At 69.2% G+C, this 14,955-nt stretch carries 11 protein-coding genes and 1 pseudogene; 3 read left to right on the top strand and 9 right to left on the bottom strand.

All coding sequences use genetic code 11. The annotated features are described in order from the left end of the window. Nucleotides 1-19 precede the first annotated feature (19 nt). From PS271_RS29205 to PS271_RS29185, 5 genes are read right to left on the bottom strand one after another with little or no spacing between them, the layout of a single operon-like run. Nucleotides 20-1,678, bottom strand: coding sequence for an APC family permease (locus PS271_RS29205; protein WP_398386021.1), 1,659 nt, complete (start codon nucleotides 1,676-1,678; stop codon nucleotides 20-22). Nucleotides 1,679-1,687: 9 nt separating this feature from the next. Beyond that, a complete protein-coding gene (locus PS271_RS29200) occupies nucleotides 1,688-2,911 on the bottom strand; it encodes a hypothetical protein (protein ID WP_398386020.1) in 1,224 nt (407 codons plus the stop codon). An 18-nt stretch (nucleotides 2,912-2,929) separates the two neighbouring features. After that, nucleotides 2,930-4,033, bottom strand: a complete 1,104-nt coding sequence (locus PS271_RS29195; protein ID WP_398386019.1) for an EamA family transporter — start codon at nucleotides 4,031-4,033, stop codon at nucleotides 2,930-2,932. Then, nucleotides 4,026-6,008: a KedN5 family methylcobalamin-dependent radical SAM C-methyltransferase gene (locus PS271_RS29190; RefSeq protein ID WP_398386018.1), complete on the bottom strand. Its 1,983-nt coding sequence runs from the start codon at nucleotides 6,006-6,008 to the stop codon at nucleotides 4,026-4,028. The genes PS271_RS29195 and PS271_RS29190 overlap by 8 nt, the downstream gene beginning before the upstream one ends. A gap of 48 nt (nucleotides 6,009-6,056) precedes the next feature. Beyond that, complete coding sequence (locus PS271_RS29185) at nucleotides 6,057-6,860, bottom strand: B3/B4 domain-containing protein (protein WP_398386017.1); 804 nt, start codon at nucleotides 6,858-6,860, stop codon at nucleotides 6,057-6,059. A 538-nt stretch (nucleotides 6,861-7,398) separates the two neighbouring features. Here PS271_RS29185 and PS271_RS29180 point away from each other — a divergent pair. Then, nucleotides 7,399-8,151 (top strand): HalD/BesD family halogenase, encoded by a 753-nt coding sequence (locus PS271_RS29180; protein ID WP_495656763.1) that lies wholly within the window; start codon nucleotides 7,399-7,401, stop codon nucleotides 8,149-8,151. Nucleotides 8,152-8,352: 201 nt separating this feature from the next. After that, the gene (locus PS271_RS29175) at nucleotides 8,353-9,789 is read left to right on the top strand and encodes a cation:proton antiporter (protein WP_398386014.1); all 1,437 of its coding nucleotides are present in this window, start codon (nucleotides 8,353-8,355) and stop codon (nucleotides 9,787-9,789) included. 279 nt (nucleotides 9,790-10,068) lie between these two features. Here the strand turns inward: PS271_RS29175 and PS271_RS29170 are convergent. Both PS271_RS29170 and PS271_RS29165 read right to left on the bottom strand, forming a co-directional pair. Beyond that, nucleotides 10,069-10,346 (bottom strand): annotated as a pseudogene (locus PS271_RS29170) (hypothetical protein); the annotation flags it as partial. After that, nucleotides 10,331-11,161 (bottom strand): 3-hydroxybutyrate dehydrogenase, encoded by an 831-nt coding sequence (locus tag PS271_RS29165; RefSeq protein ID WP_398386013.1) that lies wholly within the window; start codon nucleotides 11,159-11,161, stop codon nucleotides 10,331-10,333. The gene PS271_RS29165 and the pseudogene PS271_RS29170, both read right to left, overlap by 16 nt. 195 nt (nucleotides 11,162-11,356) lie before the next feature. On the opposite strand from PS271_RS29165, the gene PS271_RS29160 reads away from it, so the two are divergent. Further along, complete coding sequence (locus PS271_RS29160; protein ID WP_398386012.1) at nucleotides 11,357-11,710, top strand: DUF7878 domain-containing protein; 354 nt, start codon at nucleotides 11,357-11,359, stop codon at nucleotides 11,708-11,710. Nucleotides 11,711-11,755: 45 nt separating this feature from the next. Here PS271_RS29160 and PS271_RS29155 read toward each other — a convergent pair whose 3' ends face one another. Together PS271_RS29155 and PS271_RS29150 are read right to left on the bottom strand one after the other, a co-directional pair. After that, a complete protein-coding gene (locus PS271_RS29155; protein ID WP_398386011.1) occupies nucleotides 11,756-13,339 on the bottom strand; it encodes a PQQ-binding-like beta-propeller repeat protein in 1,584 nt (527 codons plus the stop codon). Nucleotides 13,340-13,532: 193 nt separating this feature from the next. Then, a complete protein-coding gene (locus tag PS271_RS29150; protein WP_398386009.1) occupies nucleotides 13,533-14,750 on the bottom strand; it encodes a response regulator in 1,218 nt (405 codons plus the stop codon). Between the last annotated feature and the right edge of the window lie 205 nt (nucleotides 14,751-14,955).

The raw sequence follows: 14,955 nt of genomic DNA, 5'->3' as shown, positions 1-14,955 counted from the left end.
CCCGAGCGGTGAGCGGCGCTCACCGAGGGGGCTCATCGGGATCAGGGGCGCTGTCCTTCCTGCGGTCCCCGTCCCTGATCAACGCCTCGATCTCCTCCCGGGGCAGCGCCACGGCAACAGCCCATCGGTAGATGCCCAGAGCGAAGGCCGCGACCACGAGGACGTCCCACCACAGGGGTATCCACCCAGTGCCTCCAAAGCTGCCCTGCCAGGAGACGAGACCGAGGCCGGCGAGGTAGGCAGGCAGCCACTGGGCGGAACTCCAGCTTGCCCGAAGCGCGGCTGCGGACCCGGGCCGTGAGAGGGCGTACCCGCCGAGGAGGAGGTAGCCCAGCACGACGGCAAGTCCCAGGCGCCATACGGTGCCCCACCCGGCCCAGTAGATGATGAGGCCGGAGACCACGAAGGCCGCGGGCGAGACGAGGCCGCCGAGCGGCAGCCGGTAGGGGCGGTGCCGGTCCGGGAGCCGCTTGCGCAGCGCACCGAACGTCAGCGGCGCACCCGCATACATGAGGACGCTCGCGGAGGTGATGAAGCCGACCAGCTCCTGCCAGCTGGGAAACGGCAGGAAGCACACCACTCCGGTGCCGAAGGACAGGAGGAGCCCCAGCCAGGGGACACCGCGGCGGGTGGTCTTGTCGAACGGTCGCGGCGCATAACCGTTCCTGCTGAGGGCGACGGTGATGCGGGAGGCCGACGTGGTGTAGAGGAAACCGGTGCCGCCCGGCGAGATGATGGCGTCCACGTAGAGCAGCCAGGCGAGCCAGCCGAGCCCGAGGACCGAGGCGAGGCCGGCGAGCGGACCGCTGATCCCCGAGTAGTGGAGGTGCGCCCAGCCGTCGGCGAAGGAGCCGGCGGGCAAGGCTCCGATGTACGCCACCTGCAGGGCCGTGTAGACGACGGCTCCCACGGCGACGGCACCGAGCACGGCCCGAGGAATGTGACGCCGGGGGTCGCGGCTCTCCCCCGCCAGCTGAATGGCCTGCTCGAAGCCGAGGAGGGCGAAGATGACGCCGCTCGAACTGACCGCGGTCAGCACACCCTGGATGCCGTACGGCGCGAACCCGTGGGAGGTGAAGTTGCCGGTGTCGAAGTGTGCCGCTGCCAGCGCGAAGATCGCGACCAGGGGAACGAACACCTTCCACCACGTCACCGTGCTGTTGGTGTGGGCCAGTACGCGCACGCCGAGGAAGTTCACGGCGACGAAGACGGCCATCAGTGCGACGGCGACGGCGAAGCCGGAGGGGGTCAGCGTCCCGTCGGCGCGCTGCAGGCCCGCCGCCCACGGCCAGTGGGTGGCGTAACCGATCACTGCCGTGACCTCGATGGGCGCCGTCGTGGCCGCCTGCAGCCAGGAGAACCACCCGAAGGACATGCCCGCCAGGCTGCCGAAGGCGTAGAACGGGTAGCGGGCCGTGCCTCCCACCGTGGGAAACATCCCTCCGAGTTCCGCGTGCACCAAGGCCAGGAGGACGACTGCCGCGGCGCCGATGAGCCAGGAAACGAGGGCGGCCGGCCCGGCGACCACCACTGCCTTCTGGGATCCGTACAGCCAGCCGGAGCCGATGATCGAACCCACGGAGGCGAACAGGAGGCCGACGAACCCGACCTCTCGCCGGAGCCCGCCACCACCGTGCACATGGGGTGGGTGCCTGTCGGTTGTGGCGGGAGACGGCATGGGGTCCTCTCAGCCGTAGAGGCAGGTCCGTTCCAGCTCGCGGAGCCTGGCGGTGTCAGCCTCGATCACTGCGGGGTCATCCGAGGTGAGGTACACGGCGCCCGGGCAGGTGGCCAGGTCCACGGTGCGCGGTGCGGGCCCGCCTTCCGCCAGGTTCGTCACGAGCCCGGCGAAGGACGCGAGCGCCCGGATCGGGGCCCACCCCTCACCCGACGGCACCGTGCCGCCCGTCTCGCTGATCAGGTTGACGCACCGCAGCCGGGACAGCAGGCGGTACGGCTCCTGAGCCCGGCGGAGGAATTCCTCCGGCCGGGCGATGGACAGGGCGAGAGAGTCCACCTGGTCGGTGCCGACGCAGCGGGAGAGCACCTGCGGCATCTGGCCGCCGCCGAGCCGCGCTCCGCACTCGACCAGGACGGGACCGCTCCGCGTCAGCATTACCTCGGTGTGCGCGGCGCCGTTGCGGATCTCCAGGGCCTCGAGCACGGAGAGGGTGTAGTCGGCTACCCGGCGACCGCCCGGATCGTCCGGGGGAAGGAGGTCCTCGTAGTCGTTGATGGACCTCCCGCCGGGCGCGGGCCGCTTGTAGTAGTGCCAGATCTCGATGATGCGGTGCACGCCGTCGCGGCTGACGGTGTTGACGTAGTGCTCCTCGCCCGCGAGGTACTCCTGGGCGAGCACTGCGGGGTTGCCTCGGCCGTAGCGGTCGACGCCTGCCACGATCTTCGCGTGGGCCGCGGCGACGGCCTCGGGGCTGTCGCAGAAGATGACGTTGTCCGTGCCGGCGCTGGCCACCGGTTTGAGGACGACCGGCCAGGTTCCGCGGTCCTTGGCCCACTGCAGGATGTCCTCGACGTGTGCCGAGAGGACGCTGTCGGCCGAGGGGAGTCCGGCCTCCTGCACCGCCCGGTGCATACGGAACTTGTCCCGGCGTGCCTCGGGGTGGCGCATGCCGTTGCCGGGCGTGCCGAGAGCTGCCGAGAGCTCGTTGGCGAGCAGGACCCCGGACTCGGCCGCGGCCACCACGATTCCGGTGCCGTGTCGCCTCAGGGTCTCCGCGGTCTGCTGCACGTCCCCTCGGTGTGTCACCTCGGTGGTGAAGTCTTCGGGGCAGTAGGTGAGATTGGTGTCCGGGTGCTCGGAACGCACGTGGAGGTAGTCGACTCCGTGGCGGCGCAGGGCGGCGGGCAGGAGGCGCCCGGCTCCATAGGCGTCCACAATGGCGCATTGCATGCCGTATTCCATGGCGGGCTACCCCTTCCCGTTCGGTGCCTGCGGGCCCGTCACCGACTCGCCGGGCGGGCTGACCGGCGTTTCGTCGAGCGGCAGTTGCGCCCCCTGGTGATTCTTCGCGCTCCCCTGGAGATCCTTCTCGTTCCCCCGGAGATCCTTCTCGTTCTCCTGGAGTTCCAGCTCCTCCTGCCGGTCCTTACGGGAGCGCTTGAGGATGCCTGCGGCCACGAGGGCGAGGATCGCCAGCGTGCACAGGAAACTGGACAGGGAGGGGTTCAGGCGCCCGTCGAGGAGCTGGAGCAGCAGGGTGACGAGGGGCGAGGCCGACAGCAGCAGCGAGGTGGTGATCGGCTCCGTGTGCTTGATGCCGATCTGCAGGACGTAGATGGGCAGGCCGACGCCGATGACGGCCACGATCACGGAGGGCCAGAAGGCCTGGGCGAGCTGGGGCCGTTCCTCCAGCGCCGTCATCACCCAGGTGATGCCGATCATCAGGAAGAAGCGGATGGCGAGGACGGACTGCGGTGTCCCCCCGGCCTCGCTCAGCCGCTTCATGTAGATGATGTTGGCGGTCGACCCGATGCCGCAGGCGACGGCGAAGACGAAGCCGGCGACGGCGTGCGCGGTGCCGAGGTCGCCGACGCCGCTGCGGCCGGTGAAGGACTCCCGGACGAGCAGGACGAGGACGAGGCAGATGCCGAGAGAGACCACGATCTCCGTGGCCATGGCGGCGCTCCCACGCCGCAGCAGGGGCCCCATCACCACGGTGAGGATGGGACCCAGCGCCACGACGACCACGCTGACCACGGCGGGTTCGAGGTACTTCAGGGAGTAGAGCATCGACAGCCAGGTCACGGCCGTCGTCACGTTGATCGCGACGACGTCGTACGTCTGCGTGCGCAGCGGGCGCAGTGTGGTGGCGAGGCCGTGCCGGACGGATTCGAGGCCCAGGAAGAACGCCGCGGTCACGGAAAAGGAAATCGCGGCCAGGGCCTGCGGGCTCACCACCTGCAGCTGGTGGCCCCCGTAGACGTCGAGGGCGGCGGTGAGGACGCCGAAGGCGAGGATCGGCGCGATGCCGCGGCCGATGCGGGAGGTGGAGCGTATGGGACTGTCAGCCAATTATGGAGTCTCCGATTCGGGGGCTGAGGAGGTCGTCGGTGCCGTGCGCCTGCCGGTCGCCGGGCTCCAGCCGGTGCGGGGACGCGAAGTAATGGGCACCGGTCTCGTGGTTGTCGAGGTGGTGGTAGAAGCCGCGGAGTGAGCGGAACTCATAACGCACCTCCTCCCGGTCCACTGCGGACGTGTCGCCCGCGGCGATGCGGGTCAGCCCTTCGACCATATCGAAGGGGAAGCTTTCCGGGGCGCTTACGTATGCTTCACCGTCTTCCCGCCAGCCTGCCGGGAGTTGGTCGCCCGGGGCAGCGTACACGGGGCGGCACTTGCGCTCGAACCGGTAGAGGTGACGGCCGAACTCACGCCACTGGTACGGGAACAGCGGAACGATCTCCTGCATCCACCACTGCTCGAACGCCGTATCGATCGCGGGGTCGGTGTAGAGCATCCGGTGGCCGACGGCGACGGCGGGGGACTCGGCGAGAACGGGGAAGACTTCGCGGAACCTCGTGACGGACGGGTCGGCCGAGGCGTCGATCCAGCGCAGCAGCGAGTGGATCACCTGGGACTGCGTCAGGCCGGCCAGCAGCCGGGCCGGGTGCCAGAGACGCTTGAAGTACTGGTTCTCGCCCAGGATGCGCGCAAGGAACATGAAGCGCTGCATCACGAAGTTCTCCTCCAGGGTGGAGGTGCGGTTGGCCAGGACGTACTCGAAGTCGTCGGCCTGGCCGCGCAGCGTGACGAAGCCGTGCAGGTCGCGCTGCTCGCTGTAGGCGGTGTTGGGCAGCAGCAACAACGGGTAGACCGCTATCCGCGGGACTCTCTCGGCTATCTTGTCGTATCCGTCGAAGAACGACTGTGTCGTCTCCCCCGGAGCTCCCCATATCAGTTCGACGAACGACTCCATGCCTTCGTCGGCCAGCCAGTCGGCGAGCTCCTCCCACTGGTTGAGCTTCATGTTGCGGCGCTGCATGCCGGTGAGCGCCTCGCCGGAGAGCGTCTGCAGGGCGAGGGTGAAGGAGCTCTTGAAGCCGTGGTCGCGCAGCGTCCGCACGATGCCGTGGAAGCGCTGCGACTTGTTCTTCGCCCAGTTCGCCTCGAGCGCGGTGGGGAAGCCGTACTTCTCGTGGACCCTGAGGAGGTCCTCCGTGAACTCCTCGTCCGCTTCGAGCATGCCGAAGTTCGCGTCGCAGAGGAAGACGGTGGGCACCTTGTGGAATCCGAAGAGGTCGAGCTCTTCGGCCAGCCGTTCGCGGGAGAAGGAGCGCACCCGCTGACCGGTGGCGCCGCCCCAGTAGCAGAAGGAGCACCGGTAGGGGCAGCCGCGGTTGGTCTCCATCAGTGCGAACTCGTACGGGAAAGCGCCATTGCGGTCGTGAAGGGGTATCGCACCCGTGAGGAAGGGGGACGGCAGGATGTCCAGGTCGTCGATCCGGGCCCGGTCGGGAGTGGTGTGATAGCCGGGGACCGGTGCGGTGGGCTCCCCGGGGGCACGGAGGTCAGCAGGGAGCCGGAACGACAGGCCGGAAACGCCGGAGAATTCAGGCTCGCTACGGCCGTGGCCGGCGAGAAGGACCGTGATCAGCTCCCGGAACGTCAGTTCTCCTTCGCCGTTGACGATGAGGTCCACGGACGGGCATTCCCGGAAGACCTTGCCGGCCTGGTGGCTCACGTGGTTGCCGCCGAAGACGCGGTAGCCCTCGGGCTTCAGCTGCTGGTGGACCTCCGCCAGGAGGCAGAAATTCCGGTAGTTCCAGCCGAGTACGGAGAAGGCGAGCACATCCGGAACCCCTTCGGCGAAGATGGCCCGCGCCATTTCCGTCACCGACCACCCGCCCCGCATGTTGTGAATGCGGACGTCGACCTCCGGACCGATGCCGGTGTCGGAGTCGAGCAGCGCCTTCAGATATCCGGCTGCCAGCGGCATGGAGTCGATGGGGAGATCCCAGGCGCTCTGCTGCACCAGACCGATCTTGAGCATGGTAGCGATACCTCCATGGGGGCGGAGTGCTCCTCGGGGCGTTCTTCGTCAGCCGCTGGCCACCCAGGTGACCTCCGTGTCCGCGGTGTGGTCGAAATCGTGGAACGTCACGCTTTCACTGTGCGGAGCCACGCGCTCCGCGAGCTCGCGCCGGGCCTCGGCGAGGACCTCGGGCGGCACTACGGAGGCGATTCCCTCCAGCAGGAGCATGACGTCTCGCGTAGCACTTGTAACCTTGGTGTTGTCGGCGTCGCGGTGGTTCCAGTGGCGGGTCAGAACGGACGAACCGTCGCCGTAGACGACCTCCCCATCGCCCGGGATCTCCTGCTCGTCGGGCTTGCCCAGCGGGATGTGAATGTCTCCCTCGCGGGCGTAGCGGAGGCAGAAGCCCTCCCGGATGCCGTCGAGATCGTAACCGCCCGTGGGCAGCATGTACTTCATCGACACGAGGTTGCAGGTGTCGACGAGCGGCGAAACCCTGGGAAGGCGACCGGACTTGACGAGCCGCCGCCTCAGGGCGTCCACGCTCGGGCGCGTCCTGCGGGGGTTGGTGCCGAAGCTGCGCAGCAGGTCGTGCCATGCGGAGATGGAGGGCGCGCTCTCCTCGGGCATGCTCCGCACCCCGTCGCGCACCTCGGCCTCCAGGACGCTCAGCTCCTCTTCGGTCTCGGGCCAGGGCTCGGCGTTCTTGACCCCGAGGACAAGGATCGCCGCGGTGCGGCAGTCGGGGTACCGGGCGGCGATCTCGCCCGACACGCTCAGCCGGAGGGTCCGGACCTGCCGGCCGGGAGGAGTGATGTGAGGAGAGGTGCGGCGAGCGGGGTGGGGAGTGGCGTCATGCGAGTGGGTCATCAAGTCTTCCTGGTACGAGGAGTCCGGTGCGGAGTGCTGCACGGCTGTTCAACGGTCGGTTCGCTCGATGGACACGAAGCCGGCCGGCCGCGCGGGGCGGGGCGGCACCACCGGCCTGCACCCGGCCTGTCGCTCGCCCAGCCTGCACCAACTGCCCTGTGAAGCCTCAGGGGGTCTCAGGGGTCCGTAGAGGGGCCTCAAAGGGTCCGTAGAGGGGTCTCAAGGGTCCGTGGAGATCGCAAAATGACCTGGGGGATCGGAAGCAGACGAAAAAATCACCAGGACGCGACGCTACGTGAACGCCTCACCGGAGGATAGGACTCCGTATCACTTGGCGCATCAGGCACGCATATTCGGCCAGCACTTAGGTCTGAACATTCCTGAAATAACCTCCGAAGGCCGGTCCGGAGAAGATCAACATAGCGAGTGACATGCGTCACACTCCTCTTTCCCGGGGTTGATTCCTGTGCCACGCGCCCCGCACTGTTGGCGGGCGCCACCAGGTCCTGTCCTACCTGCTGTACGGAGGGTCAGAGAATTGAGCGCCACCGAGATCAACGCCGCGGATGTCGAACCCATTCTGAGCCGGCACATCCCCCGGGCATTCGACGATGAACGACTGCGGCGGGCTTCGCAGAAATTCCGTCGCGAGGGGTACGTAAAGATTCGCGAGATGGTGCCCGACACCCTCTTCGAAGCGTTGCAGAAAGAGACACACGAACTGCTCGCCCTGCACGAGAAGCGCATCGACGTCAACCTGCCCGAGACCAGTAACTCGCCCCGCTACATGAGCACGGTGAGCTCCACCTCCATAGCCAAGGACGGCAAGCTCATCCCCGCCGTCTACGACTCGCAGTCCCTCAAGGATGCGCTGTCCCGCATCGCGGCCGAGCCCGTACTCGAATGCCCCTGGGAAGGCGAGAAGTTCGCCATCCTCCACCAGCACAAGAAGGGGGACACCCACGGCTGGCACTGGGGGGACTTCAGCTTTGCCATCGTGTGGCTGATCGAGGCCCCCGACCTCGAATACGGCGGGGCGCTCCAATGCATCCCGCACACGGACTGGGACAAGAAGAACCCGCGCGTGATGGACTACCTCCTGGAGAACCCCATCCACACGCATGGGAACGTCGTGCGGGACCTCTATCTGCTGCGCACGGACACCACGCTCCACCGGACCATTCCGTTGTCCGAGGACAAGACGCGGATCATCCTCAACACCACCTTCGCCGGTGAGCGGGACCTGTCCAAGCCGGTCACGCACGAGACCATGAGCGCCATGTTCGACTGAGCAGGCCGCCTGCCCGTGGCTCAGCGGCTCAGCGCTCGCGCAACGTAACGGCCTGCAATGTAACGGCCTGCGTAGCCAGTCCTTCTGCGTAGCCAATCCTTCTGCGTACCCACCGGCCCCGCGCACTTCTGCGGTCGCAAGCCGGTGGGTACGCACGCCCATGCGCCACGCGCCCACTGCAGCCGGCAGAAACGGGGGACCATGAACATTTCACTCGACGGGCTGCGGCTGCTCCATTTCGCCGCAATCGTCTGCGGGGCGGCGGGAGTTGTGGCGATGGGAAGGATCGCGGCCCGGCGGACCCGGCAGCCCGAAGTCATCGGTGAGATCGCCGCGGGCATGCTGAGCGGCCCGGCCCTGCTGTGGCTCCTCGGCCCGGACGGTTTCCATTCCGCCCTCCCGCCCTCCCTCCTCGCCACGCTCAGACAACTCGCCCAGCTCGGGCTCGTTCTGTTCCTGGTGGGTTTCGCCTACCGCCTGCGGCACAAGGAACTGCAGCCCTCCCTCAGATCGACGGCCTGGGTGACCCTGGGATCCTTCCTGCCGGCGATGGGCGCCGGTCTCCTGCTCGGGATGACAGTGATCCGTACCGGATCGCCATCGACCCGCGGGACGGCTCCCACGGCCTCCTTGCTCCTCATGCTCGCGGTGGCCCTGTCCATCACCGCGGTTCCGGTGCTCGCCCGCATCCTCGCCGACCGGAACATCACGGATTCCCTGCCCGGACGGCTCGCACTCAGCTCTTCCGTCGTCATCGACTCCGCGGCCTGGCTCCTTCTCACCCTTGCGGTGGGCCTCCGCACCGGTCAGCTCAAGGACTTCCTCGGAGCGGTCGGAGTCCTCGGCGCGGGCATCGTGGCCTGCGTGCTCCTCCGCCGCCTGCTGGGCACACGGCTCGCCCTGCGGCTCTGCGGCCGCAGGACCGCGGGAGCCGCCATCGCAGGAGGGCTCGCCGTCGCCCTGGCCCTCGCCACGGAGCACGCCGGCATGACGCTGATCCTCGGCGCCGTCCTGGCCGGGTACGCGATCCCGGACGGCAAGCACTGGGCCCGGGCCATCGCCGTCGTGTCCCGGATCGGGGAGACCCTCCTGCCGGTCTACTTCGTCGCGAGCGGGGCCACCGTCCTGACGAAGGGGCTCGGCAGTTCCTCTCTGACTCTGACCGCCCTGGCCGTCGCGCTGGCCACCCTGGGGAAGGTGGCCGGGGGCTATGCCGGGGCGCGCATGGGCGGCCACCGGCACGCGGACTGCATGCGCGTGGGCGTCCTGATGAACACCCGCGGCCTGACAGAACTGATCATCTTGCAGGTCGGATACAGCGCGGGCATCCTCACGGCGCCGCTCTACCTGTCGCTGATCGTCATGGCACTGGTGACCACGGCACTCACCGGCCCCCTGCTCCAGCTGATCGACTACTTCGACACCGGTGGCAGACCGTGGCGCCCGGGCAACGCCAAAGTCATGCAGGACGAGACCATCCGGCGCAGACCCACTCCCCCATGGCGCGTCCGCGCTGCGTCGTACCGAGGAAGCGGTGCTCCTCGCGGTCGTGATACCGAGTTGCCGGGCGGTCAGCCGGGGCATACCCCGGATCAGACCGGAGGGCAGGGCGCCTCGGCAGGTCGACGCCGGGAATGAGGCCGGGAATGAGGCCGGGCGACGGCGGTGGACGTCCCTCCGGAATGATTCCGCAGCACCCTCTCGGCTGCGCTCATCGGCCGGTGCCGACGCGCCTTTGCCCTCACCGGAATCTCCCGCATCCTGGGCAACCCCGTCACCGTCCGCATCACGACCACCCCCGAGGAGGCCGGCGGGCCCTCCCTCGTCGTCACTCCGTCCGACGGCGCACCGATGCCGTCACAGGAGTGAGGAAATGTTCGCTCCTTCCCGCCTGTTCGCGTACGACCCGGCCCATGTGGCGACGTCCGTGCCCAGCAGGGAGCGGGCCCGCTGCACGATGGCACGAAGCGCCGCGTCGAGGTCGGGGCGGCGAGCCGGTCCGGCGAGGCGTCGTCGGCGCGGGCGCGCAGCACCGGACGCTCGTACTCCGCGGCGGGGGCGCCGCGGGCGAGCAGCGCGAGGTACGGGGTCTCGGCGTGATCGCCGGACATGCGCACAGGCTTACCGCCGTGGTCCGGCGGCGCGCCGGTCACGGGTGGCCGCCGGCCGGTGGGCGAGGTCAGTGGGCGGTCCATCCGCCGTCCATGGTCAGGGTGCTGCCGGTGATGAAGGAGGCATGCGGTCCGCACAGGTAGGCGACGGCTTCGGCGACCTCGCCGGGTTCGATGAGGCGCTTGACGGCCGAGTCCGCCAGGAGGATCCCGGTGAGGACGCTCTCGGCAGGGATGCCGTGGAGGGCGGCCTGGTCGGCGAGCTGCTTCTCGACGAGGGGCGTGCGCACGTAGCCCGGGCTCACACAGTTGGACGTGACGCCATGGGGCGCCCCTTCGAGGGCGGTGACCTTGGACAGCCCTTCGAGGCCGTGCTTCGCGGCGACGTAGGCGGACTTGTACGCGGAGGCCCGCAGCCCGTGTACGGAGGAGATGTTGACGACGCGGCCCCATCCGCGCTCGTACATGTGCGGCAGGGCTCCTCTCAGCAGGCGGAAGGGCGCTTCCAGGAGGAGGGTGAGGACGGCGCGGAACTCCTCCGGAGGGAAGTCCTGGATGGGGCGTACGAGCTGGGTGCCGGCGTTGTTGACGAGGATGTCGGTGCCGGCGGCCGCCTGCTCGGCGGCGTCGAGGTCGGTGAGGTCGAGGAGTACGGTCTCGACGGCGCCGGGCAGCTGCTCCGCCCGCGCGTGAAGGGCGTCCAGCCCGGGGCCGTCACGGTCCACGGCCCGGACCCGGGCCCCGGCAGCGGCCAGCCGCAGCGCACAGGCGGCTCCTATACCGCCTGCGGCACCGGTGACGAGCGCGGTGCGCCCGCGCAGGTCGATGGAGGAGTCCGCCGGGGGCGGCGGCGGGTGCAGTGGATTGAGCGGCGGTTTCGGGGAATGAGGCGCGGTCATGCTCGCACCCTAGGCGGGGACGACAGCCGGAACGATGTAGTGTGCAGCCATAATGTGGGCGGGGTATGTGGCATGGGGAGACATCTAGTGGATCTCAGATCTCATGGAGGCCGGGCGGTGCGGTTCGTCTGCCGGAACTTCGGGCTGTCGGACCTGCCGCGGCGTGGTCTCGCCCCGCAGGAGGCTCCCCTGGCAGTGCTTCTGCTCGACATCGAGGCAGAGCTTTCCCTGTGGGAAGACGGGCGGCCGGTGTGGTCCGAGGAAGCGTTCCCCGTGGCCGAGCTGGCCTACCACCTGGCACTGTGGCTCCGGAGCCCGGACGCCGGCCGGGAAGACTTCGAGCTCGACTCGATGCAGGCGGATCCGGGGCTGATCCGTATCACGAGCTCGGATGAGGGCTGGCAGATCGGCTCCAGCTTCACGCCGGGCTTCTGGACCGCGCCGGTCCCCTGGGACGTTCTTGTCGCGGACATCAAGCAATTCGTGGCTTCCGTGCGTGCAGGTGTTGCCGCCCTGGGTATCGAGCCCGCCTTTCTGCCGGCGCTCTGACAGGCCTTCCGCGGTCACCTGGCCGACCACCGGTCCGGCCGGCCCTCAAGGCCGGGAGAGCAGCCCGTACGCGTGCAGCGCACCGGAGAACGTCGCTACGTATACCTTGCCGCCCGTTACGGTCGGCGGCACGAACTTGGCGAACAGGCCCACGTCGTCGCGCGTGGCGTTCATCTTGCTGTTCCACAGCTCGCGTGTGAGGTCCTCTGCTTGGTAGCAGCGCAGGATTCCCTCCACCACCGCCTGGTTGGCGTCGTCCCGGTAGGGGTGAGAGGCCCACAGCACGGCGGTGGCGGGGTCGGTGTGGTGGGCGGAGAGGGAGAGCATGCCGCCGGGCATGCCCGGGGAGCCGCCGGGGACGCCGGTGGGGTCGGTGGTGGTGCTCGTGGACACCGGGGTGGTGGCGAAGAGGCGGCCGTCGAAGCGGTAGGCGCGCAGGAAGGCGTTCTCGGGCCAGACGTAGGCCCGGGGGCCGCCGGGGAAGTCCCCGTACACCGGTCCGCCGTGGATGTGGTGGCGGTTGCCGTCGGGGGTCACGACGTAGAAGCTCTGCGGGATCTGGGAGTCGGACCCGGCGTGGAAGTGGCCCATGCTGCCGGTGTCCAGCAGGTAGAACTTTCCTTCCTTGCCGCCGCCCAGCAGCAGTGACGTGCCGGGCAGGAGCAGGGGGCCGGCCGAGCCGAGGTCGGCGTCCTGGGCGTCGAGGGCGGCGTTGTTGTACGGCGAGAACCAGTCGGCGAGGGCGAGATCAGGGGTGAGTTTGACGACGCTGTCGCCCAGTTCGCTGCCGTCGGCGGCGAATCCGCCGTTGCCGGTCATGAAGTACAGGCAGCCGTCGGCGTCGACCGCGAGGCCCTGCCCCGCCTGCCAGATCCCGCCCATGCGCGTGCCCGGCGTCGTCACGTAGGCGCCCGTGAGGGCGAGGGTCGCGGCGTCGTGGGCGAGGACCCAGCCGTGGTAGGGGCGGCGGTCGCCGTAGGAGGCGAAGGCGATGTACACCCGGCCGTTGGCCAGGGTCAGCGCGGTCCGCTGGATGTGCCGCCTGCTGACGAACGCGATCCGGCCGCCGCTGCTGCCCTCGCCCGTACCGGGCACCTCGGCCGCGATGCGGACCGGGCCGCCGAGGGCCTGCCGTCCGGTCGGCAGATCGAGGGCGTGCAGGGTGTGGTGGTAGCCGTCGGCGTCCTTCGTGAAGGACACGGCGTACAGGACTTGCCGCACGGTGTCGATGACGGGCGTGCTGACGATGCCGACCTCGACGGCGATGTCGCGGTAGCCGGACGGCCCGATCTGCGGGTCGGGCAGCGGGACCGGCGGCCCGAGGGACACCCGCCACAGCGGGGCACCGGCGGCGGGGTCGTGCGCGTCGAAGGCGTAGACGCTGTTGTGCATCGTCGCCGCGTAGACGACGTCGCGCCGCCCCGCGCCGGGCACGTCGACGCCGGGGACGACGAGGGGCTGTGCGTAGATCTGGCCGTCGACGGCGCGGGTGAACAGCTTGCCGAAGGTCGTGGGGCCGATGCCGGCGGGGGTGAGCATGTGCTCGCGGAGATTGGCGCCGGTGCGCCGGTTGTCGTTGTGCTGCGTGGTCACCGGCGCGGGGCCGGCCCCGTCGGGGATCGTCGGCATCCGTATCGGCTCCCTTTTCCTCAACCGCCCGCTACATGCCCTCTCCCGGCTCAGCGTCGGTGAGGGACCGCCGGGCCTCAATCACCGGAACGGGTGACGCGGGGGTGCGGCGTCACCATTGGTGGTGCGGCATCGAATCGGTGGTGCGTCATCGACCGGAACGTCACCGGCCGGTGCCTCATCGTCCCGTACCTCATCCGCCGGCGTGCCGTTCGAGGTAGATGGAGGTGAACACGGCGACTTTGGCGCGCAGGGCCCAGGGGTCGAACGGCTTGCTGATGTAGTCGACCGCGCCTGCCGCGTACCCGCGGGCCGAGTGTTCCGGGTCCACACCCATCGCCGTCAGGAAGATGATCGGCACGTCGCGGGTACGGGGCCGGCGCTTGATGTGCGCGCACGTCTCGTAACCGTCCATCTCCGGCATCTGCACGTCCATGATGATGACCGCGAAGTCGTCGTGGTCGAGCAGCGCCTTGAGCGCCTCCCGCCCGGACGAGACGGTGACCAGGTCCTGGTCGAGGGTCTCCAGTACGGCCCTCATCGCGAGCAGGTTGTCGGCCTGGTCGTCGACGATCAGGATCTTGGGCAGGGCCCTGGAGCCCGTACGCGGGCCCGGGCCCGGCGCCGAGCCTGACCGCGAGCCCGAACCGCGGCCGGAAGACACGGAAGGCACGGAGGACACGGAAGACACAGAAGATACGGACGGCAAGCCGGTGGGCAAGGCCGTGGGCAGGGCGGTGGGCAGGGCAGCCGTCACGGGCTGCCGCTCGACGGCTTCCAGCTGCCGTTCGAGCAGGTCACACCGGGCCTCTGCCGCAGCACGCTGTTCCCGCGCCTCGCGGAGCTCCCTCCCCAGCCGCGACACTTCGGCCTCCAACGCGCTGCGTTCCTGGAGGAGGTCGGAGACGTCGGGATGGGCCGCCGCGAGCCTGTCCGCCCGTTCCCGTTCGGCCATGCGGTCGGCCTCCAACTGGTTCAGGCGCACTTCCAGGTCGGCGATGCGGTGCGTGCGGTCCAGCAGCGCGTCGCCCAGCACGTCGCCCCGTACGGTCGAGCGCCGGGAGACCCGGTCGGCGTCGGCCAGTTGCTGCTCCAGGATCTCCAGGGCGTGCTTGGGAGAGGAGCCGGCGTCGACGGCCGACCCGTACAGGCCGCGTACGAACTCGATGGCCTCGGCGGTGACTGCCGTCCCGCGGTGTTCGGCGAGGTCCGCGAACAGGTCCATGATCACTTGCCATGGCGGTAACCGGGTCCCGTTCAGGTAGCGCGAGAAGGTCCCCGGATCGCGCCGGCGGCGGGCCGCGTACCGCCGCACGGACACCTCCAGTCCCTCGAACAACTCGCGCAGCGCCTGGGCCAGGGCCCGGGACGTGTCGGTCAGGTCGTCTCCCAGCGGCCGAAGCTCACCCATGCCTCTCCCTTCCCTTCTCCAGCGAACTCGCCCCCCTCCCGCCGGACGCGGGAAAGGGGAAGGGGATTCACAGAATGAGGGGCCGCGGACCCGTTGCACTGCGCGATCCGGGAAGTGACGCAACGGTGCTTCGCGTTGCCGCCGTTGCACCGCAACACCCGCCTCTTGAGGCTGGTTTCAATACAGACGTACGCTGTATCGTAAT

The organism is Streptomyces sp. SCA2-17, from assembly GCF_044336695.1.
Note: the sequence above shows the minus strand (reverse complement) of the source record. Positions and strands in the feature narration are given on the sequence as shown.